The sequence below is a fragment of the Pseudomonas sp. FP215 genome (assembly GCF_030687795.1).
Lineage (GTDB): Bacteria > Pseudomonadota > Gammaproteobacteria > Pseudomonadales > Pseudomonadaceae > Aquipseudomonas > Aquipseudomonas salmasensis.
Genome location: NZ_CP117447.1, coordinates 1,222,225 through 1,247,986 on the forward strand (window position 1 = coordinate 1,222,225; position 25,762 = coordinate 1,247,986).

At 57.9% G+C, this 25,762-nt stretch carries 19 protein-coding genes, 2 tRNA genes and 3 rRNA genes; 18 read left to right on the top strand and 6 right to left on the bottom strand.

Annotation, left to right across the window (positions count from 1 at the left end):
* Positions 1 to 73: 73 nt before the first annotated feature.
* From PSH76_RS05495 to PSH76_RS05520, 6 genes are all read left to right on the top strand, one after another.
* Positions 74 to 1,613 (top strand): 16S ribosomal RNA (locus PSH76_RS05495).
* A gap of 82 nt (positions 1,614 to 1,695) precedes the next feature.
* Positions 1,696 to 1,772, top strand: a tRNA-Ile gene (locus tag PSH76_RS05500).
* Positions 1,773 to 1,802: 30 nt separating this feature from the next.
* Positions 1,803 to 1,878 (top strand) — tRNA-Ala (locus PSH76_RS05505).
* Between the two features lie 247 nt (positions 1,879 to 2,125).
* Positions 2,126 to 5,014: ribosomal RNA gene (locus tag PSH76_RS05510) — 23S ribosomal RNA — on the top strand.
* A 158-nt stretch (positions 5,015 to 5,172) separates the two neighbouring features.
* A 5S ribosomal RNA gene (gene rrf / locus PSH76_RS05515) occupies positions 5,173 to 5,288 on the top strand.
* Together the 16S, 23S and 5S rRNA genes with 2 tRNA genes alongside form the textbook arrangement of a ribosomal RNA operon.
* 334 nt (positions 5,289 to 5,622) lie before the next feature.
* On the top strand, positions 5,623 to 6,996 hold the full coding sequence (locus PSH76_RS05520) for an MFS transporter (RefSeq protein WP_032895641.1): 1,374 nt from the start codon (positions 5,623 to 5,625) through the stop codon (positions 6,994 to 6,996).
* Between the two features lie 58 nt (positions 6,997 to 7,054).
* On the opposite strand, the gene PSH76_RS05525 is transcribed toward PSH76_RS05520, so the two are convergent.
* The 4 genes from PSH76_RS05525 to flgA form a co-directional block, all read right to left on the bottom strand.
* Positions 7,055 to 7,804, bottom strand: a complete 750-nt coding sequence (locus PSH76_RS05525; RefSeq protein WP_014719585.1) for a flagellar brake protein — start codon at positions 7,802 to 7,804, stop codon at positions 7,055 to 7,057.
* Between the two features lie 96 nt (positions 7,805 to 7,900).
* On the bottom strand, positions 7,901 to 8,371 hold the full coding sequence (locus PSH76_RS05530) for a flagellar protein FlgN (RefSeq protein WP_032895643.1): 471 nt from the start codon (positions 8,369 to 8,371) through the stop codon (positions 7,901 to 7,903).
* A 48-nt stretch (positions 8,372 to 8,419) separates the two neighbouring features.
* On the bottom strand, positions 8,420 to 8,743 hold the full coding sequence (flgM, locus tag PSH76_RS05535; RefSeq protein ID WP_056786938.1) for a flagellar biosynthesis anti-sigma factor FlgM: 324 nt from the start codon (positions 8,741 to 8,743) through the stop codon (positions 8,420 to 8,422).
* 141 nt (positions 8,744 to 8,884) lie between these two features.
* A complete protein-coding gene (flgA, locus tag PSH76_RS05540) occupies positions 8,885 to 9,649 on the bottom strand; it encodes a flagellar basal body P-ring formation chaperone FlgA (protein ID WP_278917800.1) in 765 nt (254 codons plus the stop codon).
* A 74-nt stretch (positions 9,650 to 9,723) separates the two neighbouring features.
* Between flgA and PSH76_RS05545 the strand changes: the two genes are divergently transcribed.
* The 7 genes from PSH76_RS05545 (at position 9,724) to PSH76_RS05575 (ending at position 16,048) form a co-directional block, all read left to right on the top strand.
* On the top strand, positions 9,724 to 10,656 hold the full coding sequence (locus tag PSH76_RS05545) for a chemotaxis protein CheV (RefSeq protein WP_003193578.1): 933 nt from the start codon (positions 9,724 to 9,726) through the stop codon (positions 10,654 to 10,656).
* A 42-nt stretch (positions 10,657 to 10,698) separates the two neighbouring features.
* Positions 10,699 to 11,526 carry a protein-glutamate O-methyltransferase CheR gene (cheR, locus tag PSH76_RS05550; RefSeq protein ID WP_014719581.1) on the top strand — a complete coding sequence of 276 codons (828 nt, stop codon included), beginning with the start codon at positions 10,699 to 10,701 and terminating at the stop codon, positions 11,524 to 11,526.
* Positions 11,527 to 11,840: 314 nt separating this feature from the next.
* Positions 11,841 to 12,248, top strand: coding sequence for a flagellar basal body rod protein FlgB (gene flgB / locus PSH76_RS05555; protein ID WP_003193573.1), 408 nt, complete (start codon positions 11,841 to 11,843; stop codon positions 12,246 to 12,248).
* Positions 12,249 to 12,251: 3 nt separating this feature from the next.
* Positions 12,252 to 12,695, top strand: a complete 444-nt coding sequence (flgC, locus tag PSH76_RS05560; RefSeq protein WP_044267590.1) for a flagellar basal body rod protein FlgC — start codon at positions 12,252 to 12,254, stop codon at positions 12,693 to 12,695.
* 16 nt (positions 12,696 to 12,711) lie between these two features.
* Positions 12,712 to 13,437, top strand: a complete 726-nt coding sequence (flgD, locus tag PSH76_RS05565; protein ID WP_032895651.1) for a flagellar hook assembly protein FlgD — start codon at positions 12,712 to 12,714, stop codon at positions 13,435 to 13,437.
* A 31-nt stretch (positions 13,438 to 13,468) separates the two neighbouring features.
* Complete coding sequence (gene flgE / locus PSH76_RS05570) at positions 13,469 to 14,779, top strand: flagellar hook protein FlgE (RefSeq protein WP_078803649.1); 1,311 nt, start codon at positions 13,469 to 13,471, stop codon at positions 14,777 to 14,779.
* Between the two features lie 177 nt (positions 14,780 to 14,956).
* Positions 14,957 to 16,048, top strand: a complete 1,092-nt coding sequence (locus tag PSH76_RS05575) for a hypothetical protein (protein ID WP_305493715.1) — start codon at positions 14,957 to 14,959, stop codon at positions 16,046 to 16,048.
* 90 nt (positions 16,049 to 16,138) lie between these two features.
* Here PSH76_RS05575 and PSH76_RS05580 read toward each other — a convergent pair whose 3' ends face one another.
* Entirely contained in the window at positions 16,139 to 19,033 is a 2,895-nt protein-coding gene (locus PSH76_RS05580) for a ribonucleoside-diphosphate reductase subunit alpha (protein WP_032879843.1), read from the bottom strand.
* 860 nt (positions 19,034 to 19,893) lie between these two features.
* Between PSH76_RS05580 and PSH76_RS05585 the strand changes: the two genes are divergently transcribed.
* Positions 19,894 to 20,619: a response regulator gene (locus PSH76_RS05585; RefSeq protein WP_032895658.1), complete on the top strand. Its 726-nt coding sequence runs from the start codon at positions 19,894 to 19,896 to the stop codon at positions 20,617 to 20,619.
* Positions 20,616 to 22,226 (top strand): ATP-binding protein, encoded by a 1,611-nt coding sequence (locus tag PSH76_RS05590; RefSeq protein ID WP_305493716.1) that lies wholly within the window; start codon positions 20,616 to 20,618, stop codon positions 22,224 to 22,226. The genes PSH76_RS05585 and PSH76_RS05590 overlap by 4 nt, the downstream gene beginning before the upstream one ends.
* Positions 22,227 to 22,329: 103 nt before the next feature.
* Here the strand turns inward: PSH76_RS05590 and PSH76_RS05595 are convergent, their stop codons facing one another.
* Positions 22,330 to 23,046 carry a 4'-phosphopantetheinyl transferase gene (locus PSH76_RS05595; protein ID WP_138762409.1) on the bottom strand — a complete coding sequence of 239 codons (717 nt, stop codon included), beginning with the start codon at positions 23,044 to 23,046 and terminating at the stop codon, positions 22,330 to 22,332.
* 138 nt (positions 23,047 to 23,184) lie between these two features.
* Here PSH76_RS05595 and PSH76_RS05600 point away from each other — a divergent pair, with 138 nt between their 5' ends.
* Genes PSH76_RS05600 through PSH76_RS05610 form a run of 3 tightly spaced genes read left to right on the top strand, consistent with a single transcriptional unit; the run spans position 23,185 to position 25,532 of the window.
* Positions 23,185 to 23,493, top strand: coding sequence for a hypothetical protein (locus PSH76_RS05600; protein WP_003193560.1), 309 nt, complete (start codon positions 23,185 to 23,187; stop codon positions 23,491 to 23,493).
* 18 nt (positions 23,494 to 23,511) lie between these two features.
* A complete protein-coding gene (locus tag PSH76_RS05605; RefSeq protein ID WP_003193559.1) occupies positions 23,512 to 24,189 on the top strand; it encodes a response regulator in 678 nt (225 codons plus the stop codon).
* Positions 24,186 to 25,532, top strand: coding sequence for an ATP-binding protein (locus PSH76_RS05610; protein ID WP_098950615.1), 1,347 nt, complete (start codon positions 24,186 to 24,188; stop codon positions 25,530 to 25,532). Before PSH76_RS05605 ends, PSH76_RS05610 begins: the two co-directional genes overlap by 4 nt.
* Positions 25,533 to 25,762 lie beyond the last annotated feature (230 nt).

The window sequence follows — 25,762 nt, forward strand, 5'->3', positions numbered from 1 at the left end:
CCGCGAGAAATCAAAGATGTAACCAACGATTGCTGAGCCAAGTTTAGGGTTTCTTAAAAACCCAAAGATGTTTGAACTGAAGAGTTTGATCATGGCTCAGATTGAACGCTGGCGGCAGGCCTAACACATGCAAGTCGAGCGGTAGAGAGAAGCTTGCTTCTCTTGAGAGCGGCGGACGGGTGAGTAATGCCTAGGAATCTGCCTGGTAGTGGGGGATAACGTTCGGAAACGGACGCTAATACCGCATACGTCCTACGGGAGAAAGCAGGGGACCTTCGGGCCTTGCGCTATCAGATGAGCCTAGGTCGGATTAGCTAGTTGGTGAGGTAATGGCTCACCAAGGCGACGATCCGTAACTGGTCTGAGAGGATGATCAGTCACACTGGAACTGAGACACGGTCCAGACTCCTACGGGAGGCAGCAGTGGGGAATATTGGACAATGGGCGAAAGCCTGATCCAGCCATGCCGCGTGTGTGAAGAAGGTCTTCGGATTGTAAAGCACTTTAAGTTGGGAGGAAGGGTTGTAGATTAATACTCTGCAATTTTGACGTTACCGACAGAATAAGCACCGGCTAACTCTGTGCCAGCAGCCGCGGTAATACAGAGGGTGCAAGCGTTAATCGGAATTACTGGGCGTAAAGCGCGCGTAGGTGGTTTGTTAAGTTGGATGTGAAATCCCCGGGCTCAACCTGGGAACTGCATTCAAAACTGACTGACTAGAGTATGGTAGAGGGTGGTGGAATTTCCTGTGTAGCGGTGAAATGCGTAGATATAGGAAGGAACACCAGTGGCGAAGGCGACCACCTGGACTAATACTGACACTGAGGTGCGAAAGCGTGGGGAGCAAACAGGATTAGATACCCTGGTAGTCCACGCCGTAAACGATGTCAACTAGCCGTTGGAAGCCTTGAGCTTTTAGTGGCGCAGCTAACGCATTAAGTTGACCGCCTGGGGAGTACGGCCGCAAGGTTAAAACTCAAATGAATTGACGGGGGCCCGCACAAGCGGTGGAGCATGTGGTTTAATTCGAAGCAACGCGAAGAACCTTACCAGGCCTTGACATCCAATGAACTTTCTAGAGATAGATTGGTGCCTTCGGGAGCATTGAGACAGGTGCTGCATGGCTGTCGTCAGCTCGTGTCGTGAGATGTTGGGTTAAGTCCCGTAACGAGCGCAACCCTTGTCCTTAGTTACCAGCACGTTATGGTGGGCACTCTAAGGAGACTGCCGGTGACAAACCGGAGGAAGGTGGGGATGACGTCAAGTCATCATGGCCCTTACGGCCTGGGCTACACACGTGCTACAATGGTCGGTACAGAGGGTTGCCAAGCCGCGAGGTGGAGCTAATCCCATAAAACCGATCGTAGTCCGGATCGCAGTCTGCAACTCGACTGCGTGAAGTCGGTCGAATCGCTAGTAATCGCGAATCAGAATGTCGCGGTGAATACGTTCCCGGGCCTTGTACACACCGCCCGTCACACCATGGGAGTGGGTTGCACCAGAAGTAGCTAGTCTAACCTTCGGGAGGACGGTTACCACGGTGTGATTCATGACTGGGGTGAAGTCGTAACAAGGTAGCCGTAGGGGAACCTGCGGCTGGATCACCTCCTTAATCGACGACATCAGCTGCTCCATAAGTTCCCACACGAATTGCTTGATTCATTGAAGAAGACGAAAAGAAGCAGCCCGAAATTGGGTCTGTAGCTCAGTTGGTTAGAGCGCACCCCTGATAAGGGTGAGGTCGGCAGTTCGAATCTGCCCAGACCCACCAATTTTGTGTGGGAAACGCCTGTAGAAATACGGGGCCATAGCTCAGCTGGGAGAGCGCCTGCCTTGCACGCAGGAGGTCAACGGTTCGATCCCGTTTGGCTCCACCACTACTGCTTCTGTTTGTATAAAGCTTAGAAATGAGCATTCCATCGTTGTGATGGTGAATGTTGATTTCTAGTCTTTGACTAGTTCGTTCTTTAAAAATTTGGGTATGTGATAGAAAGATAGACTGAACGTTACTTTCACTGGTAACGGATCAGGCTAAGGTAAAATTTGTGAGTTCTCTTAATTGAGAAATTCGAATTTTCGGCGAATGTCGTCTTCACAGTATAACCAGATTGCTTGGGGTTATATGGTCAAGTGAAGAAGCGCATACGGTGGATGCCTTGGCAGTCAGAGGCGATGAAAGACGTGGTAGCCTGCGAAAAGCTTCGGGGAGTCGGCAAACAGACTTTGATCCGGAGATGTCTGAATGGGGGAACCCAGCCATCATAAGATGGTTATCTTGTACTGAATACATAGGTGCAAGAAGCGAACCAGGGGAACTGAAACATCTAAGTACCCTGAGGAAAAGAAATCAACCGAGATTCCCTTAGTAGTGGCGAGCGAACGGGGACTAGCCCTTAAGTGGCTTTGAGATTAGCGGAACGCTCTGGAAAGTGCGGCCATAGTGGGTGATAGCCCTGTACGCGAAAATCTCTTAGTCATGAAATCGAGTAGGACGGAGCACGAGAAACTTTGTCTGAATATGGGGGGACCATCCTCCAAGGCTAAATACTACTGACTGACCGATAGTGAACTAGTACCGTGAGGGAAAGGCGAAAAGAACCCCGGAGAGGGGAGTGAAATAGATCCTGAAACCGTATGCGTACAAGCAGTGGGAGCCCACTTTGTTGGGTGACTGCGTACCTTTTGTATAATGGGTCAGCGACTTATTTTCAGTGGCGAGCTTAACCGAATAGGGGAGGCGTAGCGAAAGCGAGTCTTAATAGGGCGTCTAGTCGCTGGGAATAGACCCGAAACCGGGCGATCTATCCATGGGCAGGTTGAAGGTTGGGTAACACTAACTGGAGGACCGAACCGACTACCGTTGAAAAGTTAGCGGATGACCTGTGGATCGGAGTGAAAGGCTAATCAAGCTCGGAGATAGCTGGTTCTCCTCGAAAGCTATTTAGGTAGCGCCTCATGTATCACTGTAGGGGGTAGAGCACTGTTTCGGCTAGGGGGTCATCCCGACTTACCAAACCGATGCAAACTCCGAATACCTACAAGTGCCGAGCATGGGAGACACACGGCGGGTGCTAACGTCCGTCGTGAAAAGGGAAACAACCCAGACCGTCAGCTAAGGTCCCAAAGTTATGGTTAAGTGGGAAACGATGTGGGAAGGCTTAGACAGCTAGGAGGTTGGCTTAGAAGCAGCCACCCTTTAAAGAAAGCGTAATAGCTCACTAGTCGAGTCGGCCTGCGCGGAAGATGTAACGGGGCTCAAACCATACACCGAAGCTACGGGTATCACGTAAGTGATGCGGTAGAGGAGCGTTCTGTAAGCCTGTGAAGGTGAGTTGAGAAGCTTGCTGGAGGTATCAGAAGTGCGAATGCTGACATGAGTAACGATAATGGGTGTGAAAAACACCCACGCCGAAAGACCAAGGTTTCCTGCGCAACGTTAATCGACGCAGGGTTAGTCGGTCCCTAAGGCGAGGCTGAAAAGCGTAGTCGATGGAAAACAGGTTAATATTCCTGTACTTCTGGTTATTGCGATGGAGGGACGGAGAAGGCTAGGCCAGCTTGGCGTTGGTTGTCCAAGTTTAAGGTGGTAGGCTGGAATCTTAGTAAATCCGGGATTCTAAGGCCGAGAGCTGATGACGAGTTACTTTTAGTAACGAAGTGGTTGATGCCATGCTTCCAAGAAAAGCTTCTAAGCTTCAGGTAACCAGGAACCGTACCCCAAACCGACACAGGTGGTTGGGTAGAGAATACCAAGGCGCTTGAGAGAACTCGGGTGAAGGAACTAGGCAAAATGGCACCGTAACTTCGGGAGAAGGTGCGCCGGTGAGGGTGAAGGACTTGCTCCGTAAGCTCATGCCGGTCGAAGATACCAGGCCGCTGCGACTGTTTATTAAAAACACAGCACTCTGCAAACACGAAAGTGGACGTATAGGGTGTGACGCCTGCCCGGTGCCGGAAGGTTAATTGATGGGGTTAGCTAACGCGAAGCTCTTGATCGAAGCCCCGGTAAACGGCGGCCGTAACTATAACGGTCCTAAGGTAGCGAAATTCCTTGTCGGGTAAGTTCCGACCTGCACGAATGGCGTAACGATGGCGGCGCTGTCTCCACCCGAGACTCAGTGAAATTGAAATCGCTGTGAAGATGCAGTGTATCCGCGGCTAGACGGAAAGACCCCGTGAACCTTTACTATAGCTTTGCACTGGACTTTGAATTTGCTTGTGTAGGATAGGTGGGAGGCTTTGAAGCGTGGACGCCAGTCTGCGTGGAGCCATCCTTGAAATACCACCCTGGCAACTTTGAGGTTCTAACTCAGGTCCGTTATCCGGATCGAGGACAGTGTATGGTGGGTAGTTTGACTGGGGCGGTCTCCTCCTAAAGAGTAACGGAGGAGTACGAAGGTGCGCTCAGACCGGTCGGAAATCGGTCGTAGAGTATAAAGGCAAAAGCGCGCTTGACTGCGAGACAGACACGTCGAGCAGGTACGAAAGTAGGTCTTAGTGATCCGGTGGTTCTGTATGGAAGGGCCATCGCTCAACGGATAAAAGGTACTCCGGGGATAACAGGCTGATACCGCCCAAGAGTTCATATCGACGGCGGTGTTTGGCACCTCGATGTCGGCTCATCACATCCTGGGGCTGAAGCCGGTCCCAAGGGTATGGCTGTTCGCCATTTAAAGTGGTACGCGAGCTGGGTTTAGAACGTCGTGAGACAGTTCGGTCCCTATCTGCCGTGGACGTTTGAGATTTGAGAGGGGCTGCTCCTAGTACGAGAGGACCGGAGTGGACGAACCTCTGGTGTTCCGGTTGTCACGCCAGTGGCATTGCCGGGTAGCTATGTTCGGAATAGATAACCGCTGAAAGCATCTAAGCGGGAAACTAGCCTCAAGATGAGATCTCACTGGAACCTTGAGTTCCCTGAAGGGCCGTCGAAGACTACGACGTTGATAGGTTGGGTGTGTAAGCGCTGTGAGGCGTTGAGCTAACCAATACTAATTGCCCGTGAGGCTTGACCATATAACACCCAAGCAATTTGACTACTCTAACGAGCATCAGATTGCGGTGTGTGAAGACGAAGATGAACCGAAAGTTCGACGCTCACAAAACACCGAGATCTATCACGTACCCAATTTGCTGAAGCGAGGCCAGCTGGCCGCGACTCAGTACCCGAATTTCTTGACGACCATAGAGCATTGGAACCACCTGATCCCATCCCGAACTCAGCAGTGAAACGATGCATCGCCGATGGTAGTGTGGGGTTTCCCCATGTGAGAGTAGGTCATCGTCAAGATTAAATTCCGAAACCCCAATTGCGAAAGCAGTTGGGGTTTTGTTTTGGGCGCTCGAAAAGAACGCCAACTTCCAAAGCCTGCATAGCGTTCCATTGAAGCCTTTTGTACAGATACCCGAATACCAGTCGAACCTTGCGTGTGATCAAGGTTCACAGGTGGTGCGCCGTGTATTTATCTCCACGGTTATGTATCTCACAGACACTCACGTAGCGTCTGAGCTGTGAAACAAAATAATCCCCGTAAACAGGCCCTGCCGCCTGTCCGGATTCAACTGCCCCGGACTATCATGCTGATAGCCCTACCCCTTACCGCAAGGAGCCGCTCGGAACGCCGATGCGCCAGATCTGGAAATCTTTTCGAGCCCTTTATTTCGCCTCCTTGATGATGCTGATCGGCTCCGGCCTGCTTAGTACTTATCTGGCTTTGCGCCTGGCAGCAGACAATGTCGACAGCCTGTGGGTGGGTGCACTGATGGCTGCCAACTATTTTGGCTTGGTGCTGGGCGGCAAGCTCGGGCACCGCCTGATTGCCCGGGTGGGGCATATTCGTGCCTACGCCACCTGCGCGGGGATCGTCGGCGCAGCAGTGCTGGGTCACGGTTTGGTTGATTGGCTGCCAGCCTGGATTGTGCTGCGGATGATCGTGGGCCTGGGGATGATGTGCCAGTACATGGTTATCGAGAGTTGGCTCAATGAGCAGGCGGATGCCAAGCAGCGTGGCGTAGTGTTCAGCGGCTACATGATTGCGTCCTACCTTGGGCTGGTACTGGGCCAGTTGATCCTGGTCATGCATCCCCATCTGGGGCTTGAGCTGTTAATGCTCGTGGCGCTGTGCTTCGCGCTGTGCCTGGTCCCGGTGGCGATGACTCGACGCATTCACCCGGCCCCACTGCACCCGGCCCCGATGGAGCCGCGCTTCTTTATCAAGCGCGTGCCGCAGTCGCTCAGCACCGTGTTGGGCGCCGGGTTGATCGTCGGTTCGTTCTACGGCTTGGCACCGCTCTACGCCTCTCAGCAGGGCCTGACGACTGAGCAAGTCGGCCTGTTCATGGGTAGCTGCATTTTTGCTGGATTGGTCGTGCAGTGGCCGCTGGGCTGGTTGTCGGACCGCTATGACCGCGCACTGCTGATTCGCTGCTTTGCCTTGTGCCTGGCGATAACGGCTTTGCCGTTGGCAATCATGACGCAGGTACCGTTGGAAGTACTGTTCGTGGCAGGCTTCTTCTGTTCGCTGGTGCAGTTCTGTCTTTACCCTTTGGCTGTGGCCTTTTCCAACGACCATGTGGAAGGTGATCGTCGGGTATCACTGACGGCCATGTTGCTGGTGACCTACGGGATCGGCGCCAGCGTGGGGCCGCTGTTGGCCGGTGTGGTGATGAAGCTATTCGGCAGCCAGATGCTCTATGCGTTTTTCAGCCTGTGTGCGTTGATCCTGGTGTGGCGCATTCGACCCAAGGCTGTGACCAACCTGCATCAGGTCGACGACGCACCGCTGCATCACGTGGCGATGCCCGACAGCATGTCCAGTTCGCCCTTGGTGGCTGCCCTTGATCCGCGGGTGGATGAGCAGGTGGTACAGGAGCAGATGCAAGTCACTGTGCCTGATCCAGAGCCTGCCCCTGAAACCGAGGAGCCGACGAGCGAAGAACCGCACGAGCCACCCGACCCGGACGAACATCCCCATGATTTGAGCAGGGCGCGCCCCTGAACGGAAAACGGGCAGATCCCATCAGGATCTGCCCGTTTTTTATCTCAGCGTTTAATGCTTAAAGATCGTCGTCTTTATCGAAGCGCCGAGCTTCACGTTGTAATTGGTAGACAAAGCGCTCCACTTGGCGCTGTACCAAACCACTCATGTTGTGAAAGCGCACGCCGGCAAAGGTGGTGTTGATCTTGTCTTCAAAGTGCAGGTAGCGCAGTTCCACAGAGGTGGTCATGCTGCCGAAGGGCAGGGCAGCGATAAAGCGGTCATAGACCTGGCCCAACTGCAGACGCTCGGAGATATCGCCTTCAAAGCGCAATTTGCAGCCGGTTGCCGAGATATCCAGCAGCTTACCGCTGATAGGCGCCTTGAGCTTCTCGCCACCCAACTGAATGTCCACCAATTGCGCGAGTTTGAGAGCGGCGCGGAAGGCATTGCGTCGTTGATGGTAAACCACTTCGCCGGGCAGGCTGCCGCTGTAGATACGGTGGCCGCCTTTTTCGCTGATGGTCAAGGTGCCGTTGCTTTCCCAGGCGACCCGCACGCCCTCATGGAAACCTTCGATACGGAAAGCTTCGCCATTCTCAAGATAGCGTTCACCGTCACGGGGGATCATTTCGTCCAGTACCAGCGTCTTGCTGTCCCGGTCGATGTCCACCAGGTAGCTCTGGAAGCGCTGGCTGCGTTCGTGGAAAGTGATGATCAGCGGGTCATGACTTTCTTGCAGCATCCGCAACGTGCTGGCGATTTCCAGAGGCGTGGTGAGCACCTTGGGTGGCTGCGGTGCATCTTCCGCATTAAGGGCGTTGAACACGGTTCTTCCATCTCCAGGCAAAATACGACTACACGCAAGAACCGGCATTTTGCCAGTATGTAGCGCGCCTTGGATAGGTCACGCTGTAAACCGGCGTCAGGCTTGGCTGCGGGTGCTTGGCTTGACCAGGCGTGAGGTGGAGCCTTGGGCGTTGTAAAGGGCCGGAGGCTCTCCGCCATGCAGTATGCGCAGCTGATTGGCGGTCGTGGCTTGCTGAAGCTGGATCGACTGACCGTTGAGCAGGTTGGCTTCCTGGCACTGGGCGAGCAAATGATTGAGTTCTTTGCTTTGTGCCAGCAGTTGATCGCCAACTGAAGAGTGGCTGGCCAGTTGTGCCAGGCCGTCATGATCGGCAGGCAGACCCAGGCTGATCAGAATCTCGCTGCGCTTCTTGCCATGCTGTTCGAGCAAGACAATCAGCGATTGTTTGCGCGCCAGGATATCTTCCAGCAAGGGCATATCTCGGCCGTACAAGGCCAGAGATTCTTCCTTAAGCAACTCGAGCAATTGTTGCGTCGGTGCCAGATCATCAATGATCAGTTGGAGCAAATGTTCGTCGTGGTGCATGGCTGGCCTTGGGTTTTAAGCGTCCAAAAGCCTTGCGCAGGCCTTTGCCTAGCGCTCGGCTTCGAAGTTGAGCAGCTTGCTGGCTACACGGTTGCTGTCGACTTTATAGCTGCCATCGGCGATCGCCTGTTTCAACTCGGCCACGCGGGCTTTGTTGACGACGGGTTGATCGCGCAGCGAGTCAGTGACCTTCTGCAACTGTTGAGCCTCATTGCTCAGATGTACCGATTCCCCACTCTGGCTAGCGGCGGCCTGCTCTGCTTTGGCAGGCAAGGGCTGCGGCTTGGCTTCTACGCTGTCCTTGGCACCGCCGGTGCGCGTACTGCCGGGCAAGGCCGGGGCGTTATTCAAACGACTGAAATCAATGACCATGTTGAAAAACCTCTGGGTATTTGGACGCTTGCCATGTTTTCGGCCATACCCGGGCAAACTTTAGGCTCGATTGACAATAAACCTGTTCGGCTCAATATCCAGCACACAGTGTAGGAAAAGCTGGCATTTGATTCCAGTCATCTATAGCGCCACCTCGACCTGGCCCGGCGCCGTGACCCGTGCTTTGATCACGCGATTGGAGTTGAGGTTCTTGACGCGGATCTGTTCGCTCATGCCGCCGTTGGACAACGCCTCGCCCGGCATCCTGACGTTCAGACCGCCACTGCTGGCGGAAATCACCACCTGGTCACCCTTACGAATGACCTCGGCCTGTTCCAGATGAACCAGCGTGAGGACTTGGTCGGTGACCACCGGTCGCGTGAGTTTCTGCCCGACGGCCTGGTCCAGCGACGTCAGGTAGCCCTGGTTGATCAGGCTGATGTCCCGCTCGCGCAACGCCACATCGTCGTAGCCGATGATGCCGGTGCGCTTCAACGGTCGCGCCACCACCACTACATCGCGAAACAGCTTGACCTGAGCCGGTACGAAAACCGTCCAGGGCGAGGCGCCCTCACAGCGCACCTTTACGGTCACACGGCCGATGGGCTGGGCGGGGCTTTCCAGGGTGGCTGTCAATTCCTTGTCGCACAGTGGCATGCGCAAGCGTGGGTCCAACTGGTTGACCTGGATTTCATAACGCCCCGGCGTCTGGGTGGTCGCCAGATAATCTTCTACAGTGAACTCAAGAAAGCCTTGGGTGACGCCGATAAGTAGATCAGGCAGGGTAACGTTGTCGGCGCGGGCCGTGGCGCCCAGGCCCGAGACAAGCAGCGCCATCGCGGCGCAGAGCAGTCTGCGGTAGCGTGAGCGGCCAGGGTGTCGGGAAACTGTCGTTTTAATATCCATACTCAGTAAATAGCAAAGCTCGTGCCGTTTAGTGTTGGGTACGCGTCGTACCCCTAGGATTTAGGAGTCTGGGCATGGCAGGTGTAATGGATTCAGTAAACCAGCGCACACAGCTGGTAGGGCAGAATCGCCTGGAGTTGTTGCTTTTCCGCCTGGATGGCAATCAGTTGTATGGCATCAACGTGTTTAAAGTGCGTGAAGTGCTGCAATGTCCCAAATTGACGATCATGCCCAAGTCCAGTCCGGTAGTGTGTGGCGTGGCCAACATTCGTGGCGCGACCATTCCGATTCTTGACCTGGCAATGGCCACGGGGGCTGCGGGTTTGCAAGACCGTCAGAACCCTTTCGTGATCATCACCGAATACAACACCAAGACCCAGGGTTTCCTGGTGCGCTCGGTGGAGCGCATCGTCAATATGAACTGGGAAGAGATCCATCCGCCGCCCAAGGGCACCGGGCGCGATCACTACCTGACGGCGGTGACGCGGGTCGATAACCAGTTGGTGGAAATCATCGACGTGGAGAAGATCCTCGCCGAAGTGGCCCCTACCTCGGAAACTATTTCCGTCGGTGTGGTGGATGCCGAAACGGCACACAAGGCGGTTTCGCTGCGCGTGTTGACCGTGGACGACTCTTCCGTGGCGCGCAAGCAGGTCACACGTTGCCTGCAAACCGTCGGGGTGGAGGTGGTAGCCCTCAATGACGGGCGCCAAGCCCTGGATTACCTGCGCAAGCTGGCGGACGAAGGCAAGAAGCCCGAAGAAGAATTCTTGATGATGATCTCTGACATCGAGATGCCGGAAATGGATGGCTACACGCTCACGGCCGAGATACGTAACGATCCACGCATGCAAAAATTGCATATCATCCTGCATACTTCGTTGTCGGGGGTATTCAATCAGGCAATGGTCAAGAAGGTCGGTGCGGATGACTTTCTGGCCAAATTCCGTCCTGATGACCTCGCATCCCGGGTAGTCGACCGGATCAAGGCAGCAGATCACGGCTAGGGGATGTCCCCTGGCGGTCACACGATTTAAGAGGCGGCATCATTGTCTACGGGTAATTTGGATTTCGAACAGTTCCGGGTCTTCCTGGAAAAAGCCTGTGGCATATTGCTCGGTGAAAACAAGCAGTACCTGGTATCCAGCCGCCTCAACAAGCTGATGGAACAGCAGGGCATCAAATCCCTGGGTGAGTTGGTCCAGCGGATCCAGGGTCAGCCGCGCAGTGGGCTCAAGGAAATGGTGGTCGATGCCATGACCACCAACGAAACCTTATGGTTTCGCGATACCTATCCCTTTGAAGTGCTCAAGAACAAAGTGTTGCCGGAAGCCATCAAGGCCAGCCCGGGCCAGCGCCTGCGTATCTGGTCGGCGGCCTGTTCTTCGGGGCAGGAGCCGTACTCGATCTCGATGTCCATCGATGAGTTCGAGCGGACCAACATGGGCCAGTTGAAAGCCGGCGCGCAAATTGTGGCCACGGACTTGTCCGGCACCATGCTCACCAACTGCAAGACCGGTGAGTACGACAGCCTGGCGCTGGGCCGAGGGTTGTCCCAGGAACGGCTGCAACGCTACTTCGATCCCAAAGGGGCAGGGCGTTGGGCGATCAAGGCGCCGATCAAGAACCGCGTCGAATTTCGCTCGTTCAACCTGCTCGACAGCTACGCCAGCCTGGGCAAGTTCGACATGGTGTTCTGCCGCAACGTGCTGATCTATTTCTCGGCTGAAGTGAAGAAAGACATCCTGTTGCGCATCCACGGCACCCTCAAGCGCGGAGGGTATCTGTTCCTCGGTGCTTCCGAGGCGCTCAATGGGCTGCCGGATCACTTCCAGATGGTGCAATGCAGCCCTGGGATCATCTACCAGGCCAAGTAAGCCTGGGTGTAGGCAATAGAACTGTGGGAGCCGGGCTTGCCCGCGATGGCGGTGTGTTAGTCGATGAATAGGTCGGCAGGTACGCAGCCATCGCAGGCAAGCCAGCTCCCACATTTGTTTTCTCGGCAAGCTCGAGTAAAGCGGCAAGCCCCATTGCCGCTTTACTGGCACTACGCGGAAATCGCTTGCCGCTTTTCTGGCAGAGTCGCCGGCAACTCCCCTCGAAACCCTTGATATACGGGCTCCCGCAAGATTGGCATGCACCTTGCTATAACCCTGCTAACGAACAGCAGGTCAGCCTAAAGGTTTCCGCCATGAGCATCAGCTTCGATAAAGCGCTCGGTATCCACGAACAAGCCCTGGGCTTCCGCGCCCAGCGTGCCGAAGTCCTGGCCAACAACATTGCCAACGCCGACACCCCGAACTACAAGGCTCGGGACTTGGACTTCTCCGCTGTGCTCGCCGCACAACAGGACAAGACCAAGAACGGCACCTTCGCCTTGAATATGACCAACAGCCGTCATATTGAAGCGCAAGGCCTGAGCAAGGGTGACGAGTCGCTGCTGTATCGCACGCCGATGCAGCCGTCGATCGACCAGAACACCGTCGACGCCCAGCTGGAGCAATCGAACTACGCCGAAAACTCGGTGAACTTCCAGGCCAGCTTCACCCTGCTCAATAGCAAATTCAAAGGGCTGATGTCAGCCCTGCGTGGAGAGTAAGCCATGTCCCTGTCCAGTGTTTTCAATATTGCCGGCAGTGGCATGAGCGCGCAGACCACGCGTTTGAACACCGTCGCCAGTAACATCGCCAACGCCGAAACCGTCTCCTCGAGCATTGACCAGACCTATCGCGCCCGCCACCCGGTGTTCGCCACCATGTTCCAAGGGGGGCAGGCAAGCGGCAGCGATTCGTTGTTCCAGAACCAGGACGCCGCCGGCTCCGGTGTGCAGGTGTTGGGCGTGGTCGAAGACCAGAGCAACCTGGAGGCCCGTTACGAGCCCAACCACCCGGCCGCGAACGAAAAGGGCTACGTCTACTACCCCAACGTCAACGTGGTCGAGGAAATGGCTGACATGATCTCCGCCAGTCGCTCGTTCCAGACCAACGCGGAAATGATGAACACCGCCAAAACCATGATGCAGAAGGTTCTGACCCTGGGTCAGTGATAAGGGGCGCCAAATAATGGCCATCGTTGATACGTCAAACAACACGGCGGTTCAGGACCTTTTCAATTCCAAGGTCAAGACCGCGACGAACAACAGCAGCGTCAGCGACGCTTCCAAGACGGCGACGGGCAACCAGTCGCTGGGCAAGGATGCGTTCCTGCAACTGCTCGTCACCCAACTGAAAAACCAGAACCCGCTGTCGCCCCAGGACAACGGCGCGTTCGTCGCGCAGCTTGCACAGTTCAGCAGCCTGGAAGGCATCAACACCCTGAACGACTCGGTGAACAACATCTCCAGCAACTTCAGCTCGTCGCAGGCGCTGCAGGCTTCGTCGCTGGTGGGGCGCTCGATCATCATCCAGACCGACAAGGCCATGGTGGATACCAGCAAGAGCATGACCGGTTCGGTGGATGTGACCGCGGCGGTGGGCAATGTCTCTGTCAAGATCACCGACAAAGACGGCAATGTGGTGCGCACCGTTGACATGGGTGCCCAGAGTGCCGGCGCCCAGAGCTTTATCTGGGACGGCAAGAACGACAAGGGCGAGGTTGCCCCAGCAGGCACCTACACCTTCAATGCCACCACCAAGAACGACAAAGGCGACGCAGTGGCCTTGACCACTTCGCTGCCCGCCACGGTCACCAGCGTGACCCTGAGCAAGACCGGCGGCGAAATGCTGCTCAACCTTGCAGGCGGCATGGGCAGCGTCAAGCTGTCGCAAATTCAGACTATCGGTACATAGAGCCGGCTAAATACGGCAGAGGGAGAGAAACATGTCTTTTAATATCGGCCTTAGCGGCCTCTATGCGGCCAACAAACAACTGGACGTGACCGGCAACAACATCGCCAACGTCGCGACCACTGGCTTCAAGTCATCCCGTGCGGAATTCGCCGATATCTACGCGGCTTCCAAGCTGGGCACTGGCCAGAACAGCATCGGCAACGGTGTGAACCTGGCGGCGGTGTCCCAGCAGTTCACCCAGGGCGACGTCAACGGCAGCGGTGGCATCCTCGACATGGCGATCCAGGGCGGTGGCTTCTTCGTACAGAAGGGCAGCGACGGTTCGCTGGAGTACACCCGTAGCGGCGCTTTCCGTGCGGACAAGGACGGCTACATCACCAACAACACCGGCACTTCCCGCTTGCAAGGGTATGCCGCGGACGATAATGGCAAGATCAGCAAGGGTGGCTTGGTCGACCTGCAGCTGAACCTGGCGAACCTGCCACCCAAAGCGTCCACCAAGGTCGACTCCACCAGCAACCTGAACTCCTCGGAGCCGGTGATCGACCAGGCGGCCAAGCCGTTTGATCCAACCAAGACCGACACCTTCACTACCCAGTACAGCACCACCTTGTACGACTCCCAAGGTAACGCGCACCCGATGGTGCAGTATCTGGTGAAAACCGACGGCAACAAGTGGAATGCCTATACCCTGATCGACGGTCGTAACCCTGATGGTTCGGCACCGACCGGCACCCCTTCGACGCCACCTGTGCCGTCGACATTGACCTTTGACGGCGCTGGCAATCTGACTACCGTCGTCACCAATGGTGTGTCCGACAAGACCCTGACCGTTGCCGGCTGGGTTCCCGGCAAGGTAACCGACGGCGTATGGAAGGCTAACGGTGCAGATGCCAACCCGGGTGGTATCGCCATCAACATGGCCAACATTACCCAGTACAACTCGGCCACCTACCGTAACCCGCCGGTCACCGATGGCTATGCCACCGGCCAGATCACCGGCCTGAAGATCGACGGCAGCGGCGTCCTGTTCGCCACTTTCAGCAACCAGCAGAGCAAGGCTATCGGCCAGATCTCCCTGGCCAGCTTCAACAACGAGCAGGGCCTGCAGCCAGCCGGTGCGACCACCTGGAAAGAGACCTTCGCCTCGGGCCAGCCGGGTTATGACAACCCGCAGGCCGGTACCCTGGGTTCGATCGTGGCCAACTCCCTGGAGAACTCCAACGTCAACCTGACCAGCGAGCTGGTTGACCTGATCAAGGCCCAGAGCAACTACCAGGCGAACGCCAAGACCATCTCCACCCAAAGCACCATCATGCAGACCATCATTCAGATGACCTGATGCCACCGCGCTAATACCCGCACACAAAAAGGCCCCTCGATCGAGGGGCCTTTTTGTGTGCGCGCGTTAATGGTTTACCGCCTGTTTCATCTCGCCTTGCTGCTGGAACGCCCAGCGCCCATTGCGCCACGTACGGGGCACGGGCGCCTGTCGCCCATCGACCAGCGGGAGAGAGGCATGGCGATGTACAAGCAGTGGGAAGGGGCATCAGCAGGCAGCCATTGGTTTGTCCCGAGTGATTTCAGCGACGGTGTATACGGACGCAAAAGTCAGTCGGATGAACCCGGGGGAGGCAAGTCCTCTGATGCTGAGTCGGTCAGGCAACTGCTCGATCAACTGAGGGATGCCGAGAAAACATCCAAGAGCCAGACCGTCCAATACCTTCGTGACCAGTTGAACGCGAAGCGCGAAGAACTGGGTGACGAAAAATTCAAGGAGATCATGCAGGAGTTGATCGCGAAGGCGGACGTCTCGTGGCTGGAGATGCTGCGGCGTCTGATGAGGGAATGGTTTCCGGAAACCGACGATACATCACCCAAACCTTCGCCACCTTCTCCTGGCCCGTCGCCAGGTGGGGGAGGCGGTGGTGGCAGGCCAAGCCCCGGCAATCTCGGGCCCAGTGAGCCCATGAGTAATCTGCCGATTACCGAAGGCTCCAAGCATTTCAACTACAAGCCTGATCAAAGTAACCCAGGAAAAAAGCCGGACAACATCTGGAGCGGATTCAGCCAGGGCCCCGATGGCAATTGCGTCACGGTTTCAGCAATAAAGGGCGCAATGATGAAGTTTGGCCAGAAACCCACCGACGTTTTCAAGGAGGTAAAAGAGACGGCAGACGGTTACCACGTGAAGATGCGCGACGGCTTCGAACTTGATCTATCCAAGGATGAATTAAAGCAGGCGGCCAGGTATGCGCAGTTCAAGGGGGACAATCCGAGCATGCTGACCGATGCCAACTTCATGTTCGCAGCGAGCGCCAAGCGGGCACAGATGGAAGGGAATGGCCTGGACGACAACCCGAGTCAATCCAAAAGAAGCTTCGCCCATGCGATGCAAAGTTTGAACAACGGCGAAATGCCCCACGAAGCATTGGATCGCCTGGGTTTGAAAGGGCTTTACCGGCAGTCTTCAAGCGGTGAGCTGGCGAGCGGCAAGCTCGGTGTCGTGGCCTACGATCGCCATTCGATGGCGGTCATCGACGGGCGCGTGGAGTTGTGGGGGCGCCGAGGTGGCGCGCCCAAGCAGGGCATTGCGTACGCGTTTCTCTAGGAGTAAGCAAAAAGCCCGATAAACCCTATGCAGTCGGGGTCTATCGGGCTTTTTCAATCCAGGGGGACAATACCCCTGAACTGGCTCAGCTTATTGGCAAGCTTCGCAATCCGGCTCGTCAATCGCGCAGGCCTTTGGCACCGGTGCCGGGCCGGCTGGCGCTGCGAGTACCGAGTCATCACCGTGGTTGCCGCTGGACACTGCGTTCAGCTTGCCGGTGTTGATGGTCGACTTCTCGGTGCTGGTGGCGGCCAGGGCACGGAGGTAGTAAGTGGTTTTCAGGCCACGGTACCACGCCATGCGGTAGGTCACGTCCAGCTTCTTGCCCGAAGCGCCGGCGATGTACAGGTTCAGGGACTGGGCCTGGTCGATCCACTTCTGACGACGGCTGGCGGCGTCAACGATCCACTTGGTGTCCACTTCGAACGCGGTCGCGTAGAGCTCTTTGAGTTCTTGCGGGATGCGCTCGATCTGCTGCACGGAACCGTCGTAGTACTTCAGGTCGTTGATCATGACCGAGTCCCACAGGCCGCGGGCCTTGAGGTCGCGAACCAGGTACGGGTTGATCACGGTGAATTCGCCCGACAGGTTCGATTTCACATACAGGTTCTGGTAGGTCGGTTCGATCGACTGCGACACGCCAGTGATGTTGGCGATGGTGGCGGTCGGTGCGATGGCCATGATGTTGGAGTTACGAATACCTTTCTGCACACGGGCACGTACCGGCGCCCAGTCCAGGGTTTCGTTCAGGTCAACGTCGATGTACTTCTGGCCACGGGCTTCGATCAGGATCTGTTGCGAATCCAGCGGCAGGATGCCCTTGGACCACAGTGAACCCTGGAACGTCTCGTAGGCGCCACGCTCGTCGGCCAGGTCGCAGGAAGCCTGGATCGCGTAGTAGCTGACCGCTTCCATGGACTTGTCGGCGAACTCGACGGCTGCGTCCGAACCGTAAGGAATGTGCTGCAGGTACAAAGCGTCCTGGAAGCCCATGATGCCCAAGCCAACCGGACGGTGCTTGAAGTTGGAGTTCTGCGCCTGTGGCACCGAGTAGTAGTTGATGTCGATCACGTTATCGAGCATGCGTACAGCGGTGTTGACGGTGCGTTCCAGCTTGGCGGTGTCCAGCTTGCCGTTGACGATGTGGTTCGGCAGGTTGATCGAGCCCAGGTTGCAAACGGCGATCTCGTCCTTGTTGGTGTTCAAGGTGATCTCGGTGCACAGGTTCGAGCTGTGGACCACGCCCACGTGCTGCTGCGGGCTGCGCAGGTTGCATGGGTCCTTGAAGGTCAACCATGGGTGGCCGGTTTCGAACAGCATGGACAGCATTTTGCGCCACAGGTCTTTGGCCTGGATGGTCTTGAACAGCTTGACCTTGCCTGGGTACTCGGTGAGGGCTTCGTAGTACTCGTAGCGCTCTTCGAAGGCCTTGCCGGTCAGGTCGTGCAGGTCCGGTACTTCGGATGGCGAGAACAGGGTCCACTTGCCGTCATCGAAGACGCGCTTCATGAACAGGTCCGGGATCCAGTTGGCGGTGTTCATGTCGTGGGTACGACGACGGTCATCACCGGTGTTCTTGCGCAGCTCGATGAACTCTTCAATGTCCATGTGCCAGGTTTCCAGGTAGGCACACACAGCGCCTTTGCGCTTGCCACCCTGGTTCACGGCAACGGCGGTGTCGTTCACCACTTTCAGGAACGGTACGACACCCTGGGACTTGCCGTTGGTGCCCTTGATGTACGAACCCAGTGCGCGCACCGGTGTCCAGTCGTTACCCAGGCCGCCGGCGAATTTGGACAGCATGGCGTTGTCGTGGATCGCGTGGTAGATGCCCGACAGGTCATCCGGCACGGTGGTCAGGTAGCAGCTCGACAGCTGTGGACGCAGGGTACCGGCGTTGAACAGGGTCGGGGTCGACGACATGTAGTCGAAGGACGACAGCAGGTTGTAGAACTCGATAGCGCGGTCTTCTTTGTTCTTCTCTTCGATCGCCAGGCCCATGGCCACGCGCATGAAGAACACTTGCGGCAGTTCGAAGCGGATACCGTCCTTGTGGATGAAGTAACGGTCGTACAGGGTTTGCAGGCCCAGGTAGGTGAACTGCTGGTCGCGCTCGTGGTTGATCGCCTTGCCGAGTTTTTCCAGGTCGAAGGTGGCCAGGATCGGGTTCAGCAATTCGAATTCGATACCTTTGGCGATGTAGGCCGGCAGGGCCTTGGCGTACAGGTCGGCCATCTCGTGGTGAGTGGCGCTGTCGGCGACTTTCAGGAAGCCCAGGCCTTCGGCGCGCAGGGTGTCCATCAGCAGGCGCGCGGTCACGAACGAGTAGTTCGGCTCACGCTCGACCAGGGTACGGGCGGTCATCACCAGGGCGGTGTTGACGTCGGTCAGGGCCACGCCGTCGTACAGGTTCTTCAGGGTTTCGCGCTGGATCAGGTCACCGTCGACTTCTTCCAGGCCTTCGCAGGCCTCGGTGATGATGGTGTTCAGGCGGCCCAGGTCCAGCGGTGCGAAGCTGCCGTCGGCCAGGGTGATGCGGATCGACGGGTGCGCTTGAACGGCGGCTTCTTCGGCCGGGGAACGTACGGCACGTTCCTTGGCGCGCGAATCACGGTAGATCACGTAGTCGCGGGCCACTTTCTGCTCGCCGGCACGCATCAGGGCCAGTTCAACCTGGTCCTGGATTTCTTCGATGTGGATGGTGCCGCCCGATGGCATGCGACGCTTGAAGGTCGCGGTGACCTGTTCGGTCAGGCGGGCAACGGTATCGTGGATGCGCGACGAAGCGGCAGCGGTGCCGCCTTCAACTGCAAGAAACGCTTTGGTGATGGCGACGGTGATTTTGTCATCGGTATAAGGAACGACAGTGCCGTTACGCTTGATCACGCGCAGTTGGCCAGGTGCAGTGGCGGACAGATCCAGGTTCGAATCAGCGGCCTGCGGCACGGAGCCTTGCGGGTTCTCGCGAGTTGTGTCGGTTTGCATGAGGGGGTGTCTCCACATTCTATATTTATTTGGGCACCATCACGGTGCCCACCGTTCCGTCCTGAAGCACTTACAGCAGGCCTTGGCCTGGCATAACAACTTCGGGACAGGAGGAAGGGAGCTCATCGCGCCGCTTCCATGCCGAAGTCTTTGGTTCGGGGCCGGGGAGCCCTTCGCCGTATTCCTGGTGGGTGACAGTGGCCCCATTCAAGCCCTGCAACACCCGTACCGTTTTCTGCCAATCGGGCTGGAAAACGGTTGCCATCCGCGTGCGCGGTTTGGGCTTTCAAAAAATGCTTTGGTTCAACCAGACGCGAGCAAGAAAGCGCTTGAGTTTCTTGCCGGATATGTGTTTGGTCTTTTCGCTGAAAACCCTACATGTAGGGTTTTTTTAGCGCCGAGGTACAAGATAATGCGTTTTGGGGGGCTTAGCAACGCACTACCTGTGGATAACGCTGTGGGTAAAATGTGTATGAATCATGGAACACCCGTGTAGGCCGCATTACTACTGGATTACACCGTTTGTCACCGAATATTCCCGGGTAGAAACTGCCGGCGGGAATTTTGAGGGCGCGAACCCTACCATAAAAAACCGCCATGGCCGAATGGATTTCCCGGCTTGTGTTCAAGGGCCGGTGCATGGCTACAATCGGCCTTTGTTATGCCCTCAAAACATGACAAACAGGCTATGCCTGCTGAAGATCAATATGTGGGAGCTGGCTTGCCTGCGATGGCGGTGTATCAGCCACCCACAGGCTCGCTGACCCACCGCCATCGCAGGCAAGCCAGCTCCCACACCGACCGTATTTCACATTCGATTGTGTCGGCCAGAAGAAATTCTAATAACAACGAGGTAGCGCATGGAGCAAGAAGCCTGGCAGATACTGATCGTCGAGGACGACGAGCGACTCGCCGAGTTGACCCGTGAGTACCTGGAAAGCAACGGCCTGCGCGTGTCGGTGGAAGGCGATGGTGCCAAGGCCGTGGCGCGCATCATCGCCGAGCAGCCGGACCTGGTGATCCTCGACCTGATGCTGCCCGGCGAAGACGGCCTGAGCATCTGCCGCAAGGTGCGCGAGCGCTATGACGGCGTGATCCTGATGCTCACCGCGCGCACCGACGACATGGACCAGGTGCTGGGCCTGGACATGGGCGCCGACGACTATGTGTGCAAACCCGTGCGCCCGCGCTTGTTGCTGGCGCGTATCCAGGCGCTGCTGCGCCGCAGCGAACCGGTGTTGCCCGTTGCAGTGGAAACCCAGCGCCGCCTGCAGTTTGGCCCGCTGGTGGTGGACAATGCCTTGCGCGAAGCCTGGTTGCAGGAAGGCAGCATCGAACTGACTAGCGCTGAATTCGACCTGCTGTGGCTGCTGGTTGCGAACGCCGGGCGCATCCTGTCCCGCGAAGAAATCTTCATCGCCCTGCGCGGTATTGGTTATGACGGCCAGGATCGCTCTATTGACGTGCGTATCTCGCGCATTCGACCGAAGATCGGCGACGATCCGATCCATCCACGCCTGATCAAGACCATTCGCAGCAAAGGCTACCTGTTCGTCCCCGAAGCCGCTGCCGATATGCCGCTGTGAACTCGATCTTCCTGCGCATCTACGGCGGTATGTGTGCGGCGCTGATCCTGGTGGCGCTGCTCGGCGCCCTGGCGCTGCACCTGCTCAACGACGTGCGCAGCGGCCAGTACCGTGAGCGCCTGGCCCACGGCACCTTTGCGTTGATGGGCGATAACCTGCAACCCATGAGCGCCATTGAGCGCCAGCGCGCTTTGGCAGTGTGGGAGCGTTTGCTGGGCATACCGCTGGAGCTGCGCACGTTCACCGACGCCCAATTGGACCTGGGCCAGCGCAACCGCCTGCAACGCGGCCAGGTCCTGGTGGAACAGACCGGCCCCCACGCGGCGCGGGTGCTGCGGTTGGTCAGCGAGCAAGAGCAATTGGTGCTTACCGGCGAAGTGCAGCAGATCAGCGAGCAATTGGCCCGTGCGACTATTTACCTGCTGGCCGACGAACTGGTGCGTTTCCCGGTGGCCGAACAGCCCCAGCGCCTGGCCGACATTAAACACGCCAAGGGTTTTGGTTTTGAAATGCACCTGACGGCCCTTGACCAGGCCGACATGGACGATGACCAGCGTCGTCGTGTGGCGGAAGGCGATACGGTGATGGCGCTGGGCAAGGGCGGCGATTCGATTCGCGTGTTTGCCGGCATGGTCGGCACCCCGTGGGTTCTAGAGATCGGCCCGCTGTACCAGATGAACCCTTACCCGGCGCAGTGGCTGATCCTGATCACCTTGATTGGCCTGACCCTGATCGGCTTGATCGTCTATCTGCTGGTGCGTCAGCTTGAGCGCCGGCTCAAAGGCCTGGAAGCGGCGGCCACGCGTATCGCCAAGGGCAACCTGGAAGTGCGCGTACCCGCTCGCGGTGCCGACTCGGTTGGGCGCCTGGCGGCAGCTTTCAATGGCATGGCCGAGCACTTGCAGCAATTGCTGGCGATTCAGCGCGAGCTGGTGCGCGCGGTCTCCCACGAGCTGCGCACACCGGTCGCGCGCCTGCGCTTTGGCCTGGAGATGATCGGTGACGCTGCCACGCCCGAAGCCCGGCGCAAATACCTGGAAGGCATGGATGGCGATATCCAGGACCTCGATGGCCTGGTGGACGAGATGCTCACTTATGCCCGCTTGGAGCAGGGCGCGCCGGAGCTGAACTTCCAGCAAGTGGACCTTAATGCATTGCTCGACCAGGTGATTGGCGAATTATCGCCATTGCGCCCGCAGGTCACCGTCACCCGTGGCATTTGCCTGTCCTCGGCACATTGGGATGACGCCTGGGTCGATGCCGAACCGCGCTACCTGCACCGCGCCCTGCAAAACCTGGTGAGTAACGCCATGCGCCATGCCAAGGGCCAGGTGCTGATCAGTTATCAGGTAGGGCAGGTGCGTTGTCGCATCGACGTAGAAGACGACGGCCCGGGCGTGCCGGAAAGCGCCTGGGAGCGGATCTTCACGCCGTTTCTGCGCTTGGACGACAGCCGTACCCGCGCCTCGGGCGGGCATGGCCTGGGCTTGTCGATCGTGCGGCGGATTATCTATTGGCACGGCGGGCGGGCGTTGATCAGCAAGAGCAACAACCTGGGCGGGGCGTGCTTCAGCCTGAGCTGGCCCAGGGATCAAGATAAACCCTGAAACCCAACTGTAGGAGCGAGCTTGCTCGCGAAAAACCTCAACGATAACGCGTGCTGCCTGACTAAACGCGGCGCCTGTGAGTTTTTCGCGAGCAAGCTCGCTCCTACATTGCGACAGCCACCAGGCTCAACAACTGCTCCCCTTGCACCACAAACTGCCCTTCCAGCTCTTTGCCATGTTTCCATTCTTGCGAAAGATCGGTCAGCAGCCGCAACCGCACCCTCCCAGCCGCTGACCACTCCACCACCTCGGCATGCTCGAAATAAAAGCGCTTGTGCACGATCGGATAGAGCGCCTTGAACAGGCTTTCCTTCACCGAAAACGTCAGCGTCACCAGCAAGGCTTGTTGCTCACGGGGCAGGGCAGCCATGCGCTGCAGCTCATTGGCGGTCAAAATTTCCCCGGCCAGGCGTTCGGCCCGCTCCAGTGACAGCAGATGCTCCAGGTCCATGCCCAGCCCGCGCCATTGAGCCTTGTGCCCGACAATCGCCGCAGCGTGCCCGGTGCTGTGGGTGATGGAACCACTGATATGCCCTGGCCAGACCGGGGCGCGGTCTTCGCCGATGGCCGGGATGCAGTGCAGATGATCGAGTCGTTGCAGCGCTTCGCGCGCGCACAGGCGGCCGGCGAGAAATTCCGCCTGGCGCTTGGCGACCGAGCGCTGGATGCTCGCGGGCGGCGGCACATCGCAGCGCTGGAAATCGTCGGGGCTCAATAAAGCCGGGTCGAATCGCGTGCTCAAAAACACCGTGCCCGGCAAGGGAACCGGCAACGGCCAATGATCATCGAGTGGGGTGCAGCAAGCGGGTAGGGGCGTCATGCGCGGTATTTTGCCGAGTTGGCGGGCCAGTGAATAGCCCGGTGCGGTTCAGCTGCGGTTCAGAGCCTGTTCAGGGGGAGTTCAGGGGCGCCTGCGTAGTCTGGACCCCACAGCCCAAACGCGTATGAGGTAACCACCATGACTGCGATCAAAAAGCTGATGTTGGCCTTGACCATGCTCGGCGCCACTGCCGGCGTGCAGGCGTCCGATGGCGCCTTTGCGGCCTTTGGCAGCGAGAAAACCAAGAAATCCAGCAACCTGATCCATCGTGTCAGCTTCGAAGACGCCGGCACCCAGGCCGCGCCGTGGGGCCAGGCCCTGGGCGCTACCCCTGCGCAACCCGACTATCGCAGCGGCTACGCGCACCTGACCGGCCACTACAATGGCATAAAACTGCGCCCCCAAGAGCTGCAGGGCCGCTATGATATCCCCCTGTCGGCTAGTTGAATTGCAGTGGAGAACCTTATGAAATTGCTGGTGGTGGAAGATGAGGCGCTGCTGCGTCATCACCTGTTTACCCGCCTGACCGACAGCGGGCATGTGGTCGAAGCCGTGGCCAATGCCGAGGAAGCCCTGTACCAGACCGGCCAGTTCAACCATGACCTGGCGATCATCGACCTTGGCCTGCCCGGCATGGGCGGCCTGGACCTGATTCGCCAGTTGCGCACCCAGACCAAGACTTTCCCGATCCTGATCCTGACCGCCCGCGGCAACTGGCAGGACAAGGTTGAAGGCTTGGCGGCCGGGGCCGACGACTACGTGGTCAAGCCGTTCCAGTTCGAAGAGCTGGAGGCGCGCATGAACGCTTTGCTGCGCCGCTCCAGCGGTTTTACCCAGTCGACCATCGTTGCCGGGCCGCTGCTGCTGGACCTCAACCGCAAGCAAGCCTCCCTGGACGAGCAACCCCTGGCACTGACCGCCTATGAGTATCGGATCCTCGAATACTTGATGCGTCATCATCAGCAAGTGGTCGCCAAGGACCGCTTGATGGAGCAACTCTACCCGGATGACGACGAGCGCGACCCAAACGTGATCGAAGTGCTGGTCGGCCGTCTGCGCCGCAAGCTGGAAGGCCCGGCTGGGTTCAAGCCGATCGATACCGTGCGTGGCCTGGGCTACCTGTTCAATGAGCGCTGCCGTTGATTCGTTCGCTACGTGTGCGCCTGATGCTGGCGGCCGCCACCCTGGCCGTGCTGTTTATGCTCGGCTTGTTGCCGGCCATGCAAGGCGCGTTCAGCCTGGCGCTGCAGGATTCCATCGAACAGCGCCTGGCGTCGGATGTGACAACGCTGATTTCTGCGGCGCGGGTCGACAATAACCGCCTGCTGATGCCGGCACAGTTGCCCGATGAGCGTTTCAACCTCACCGACAGTCGGCTGTTGGGCTATATCTACGACCGTGAAGGCCATCTGGTATGGCGCTCGCGGGCGACCCAGGAAGAAAACATCAACTACAAACCGCGTTACGACGGGCGCGGCAACGAGTTTGCGCGGATTCGCGAGGCCAATGGCCAGGAATTCTTCGTGTATGACGTCGAGGTGCGGCTGCTGGGAGGCAAGAGCGCGGCGTTCAGCATTGTCGCCCTGCAGCCGGTACGCGAATACCAACTGACCCTCGAAGGCCTGCGCGAGAACCTCTACCTCGGGTTCGGCGCGGCCTTGCTGGTGCTGTTGACGCTGTTGTGGCTGGGCCTGACCTGGGGCCTGCAAGCCCTGCGACGGCTGAGCCATGAACTCGACCAGATCGAAGGCGGCACCCGCGAAAGCCTCAGCGAAGAACACCCCCGCGAACTGCTGCGCCTGACCGGCTCCCTCAACCGTTTGCTGCACAGCGAGCGCGAACAGCGTGCGCGCTACCGCGACTCCCTCGATGACTTGGCCCACAGCCTGAAAACGCCACTGGCGGTGTTGCAGGGCGTGAGTGAAGACATGGCCCAGCGCCCCGAAGAACGTAGCCAGGCGTGGGTGCTGCAATCGCAGATCGAACGCATGAGCCAGCAGATCGGTTACCAGTTGCAGCGTGCCAGCCTGCGAAAAAGTGGCCTGGTGCGTCACCAGGTACGCCTGGAACCGGTGGTGCAAAGCCTGTGCGATACATTGGAAAAGGTTTATCGCGACAAGCGGGTCACCGTGACGTTTGATCTGCCGCAGGCCTGCGAGGTGCCCATCGAAAAGGGCGCGTTGCTTGAAATGCTCGGCAACCTGCTGGAAAACGCCTACCGCCTGTGCCTCAAGCAAGTGCGTATCAGCCTGGTGGAAAACCTGGATGGCATTGAGCTGTGTATCGAAGACGACGGCCCTGGTGTGCCATCGGACCAGCGTGCACGGATCCTGCAGCGTGGCGAACGGCTCGACCGCCAGCACCCGGGGCAGGGGATCGGGCTGGCGGTGGTCAAGGACATCATCGAAAGCTATCACGCGCGGTTGACGTTGGGGGATTCAGCGTTGGGTGGGGCGGCGTTCAGGATTCACTTTCCGGCTTTGTGACCTGCACTGACCTCATCGCAGCATGGGTATCTACACAACTATCTAGGTTGTAGCCACCGACGGTAACCACGATGCGAAGCGAGCCGCTCTTGATCTTGCTCTTGACCTGCTTTTGATCTTAGGCGCCCCGTTAAACCACGCTGGCCGGAATTCGACAGGGATTTGGGGGGTAAACCGGCAGGGATGCCGGTTTAGCCGCCCCGCGCCATGGATGGCGCGTGGCGGCGGCC

Bases quoted from the DNA above. Each gene is read 5' to 3' on its own strand.
- PSH76_RS05600 (WP_003193560.1), top strand. From the start codon at position 23,185: ATGACTGCGATCAAAAAGCTGATGTTGGCCTTGACCATGCTCGGCGCC.
- PSH76_RS05575 (WP_305493715.1), top strand. From the start codon at position 14,957: ATGGCGATGTACAAGCAGTGGGAAGGGGCATCAGCAGGCAGCCATTGG.
- PSH76_RS05605 (WP_003193559.1), top strand. From the start codon at position 23,512: ATGAAATTGCTGGTGGTGGAAGATGAGGCGCTGCTGCGTCATCACCTG.
- PSH76_RS05545 (WP_003193578.1), top strand. From the start codon at position 9,724: ATGGCAGGTGTAATGGATTCAGTAAACCAGCGCACACAGCTGGTAGGG.
- flgC (WP_044267590.1), top strand. From the start codon at position 12,252: ATGTCCCTGTCCAGTGTTTTCAATATTGCCGGCAGTGGCATGAGCGCG.
- PSH76_RS05530 (WP_032895643.1), bottom strand. From the start codon at position 8,371: ATGCACCACGACGAACATTTGCTCCAACTGATCATTGATGATCTGGCA.
- flgE (WP_078803649.1), top strand. From the start codon at position 13,469: ATGTCTTTTAATATCGGCCTTAGCGGCCTCTATGCGGCCAACAAACAA.
- PSH76_RS05580 (WP_032879843.1), bottom strand. From the start codon at position 19,033: ATGCAAACCGACACAACTCGCGAGAACCCGCAAGGCTCCGTGCCGCAG.
- flgB (WP_003193573.1), top strand. From the start codon at position 11,841: ATGAGCATCAGCTTCGATAAAGCGCTCGGTATCCACGAACAAGCCCTG.
- flgD (WP_032895651.1), top strand. From the start codon at position 12,712: ATGGCCATCGTTGATACGTCAAACAACACGGCGGTTCAGGACCTTTTC.
- PSH76_RS05595 (WP_138762409.1), bottom strand. From the start codon at position 23,046: ATGACGCCCCTACCCGCTTGCTGCACCCCACTCGATGATCATTGGCCG.
- flgM (WP_056786938.1), bottom strand. From the start codon at position 8,743: ATGGTCATTGATTTCAGTCGTTTGAATAACGCCCCGGCCTTGCCCGGC.
- PSH76_RS05585 (WP_032895658.1), top strand. From the start codon at position 19,894: ATGGAGCAAGAAGCCTGGCAGATACTGATCGTCGAGGACGACGAGCGA.
- flgA (WP_278917800.1), bottom strand. From the start codon at position 9,649: ATGGATATTAAAACGACAGTTTCCCGACACCCTGGCCGCTCACGCTAC.
- PSH76_RS05520 (WP_032895641.1), top strand. From the start codon at position 5,623: ATGCGCCAGATCTGGAAATCTTTTCGAGCCCTTTATTTCGCCTCCTTG.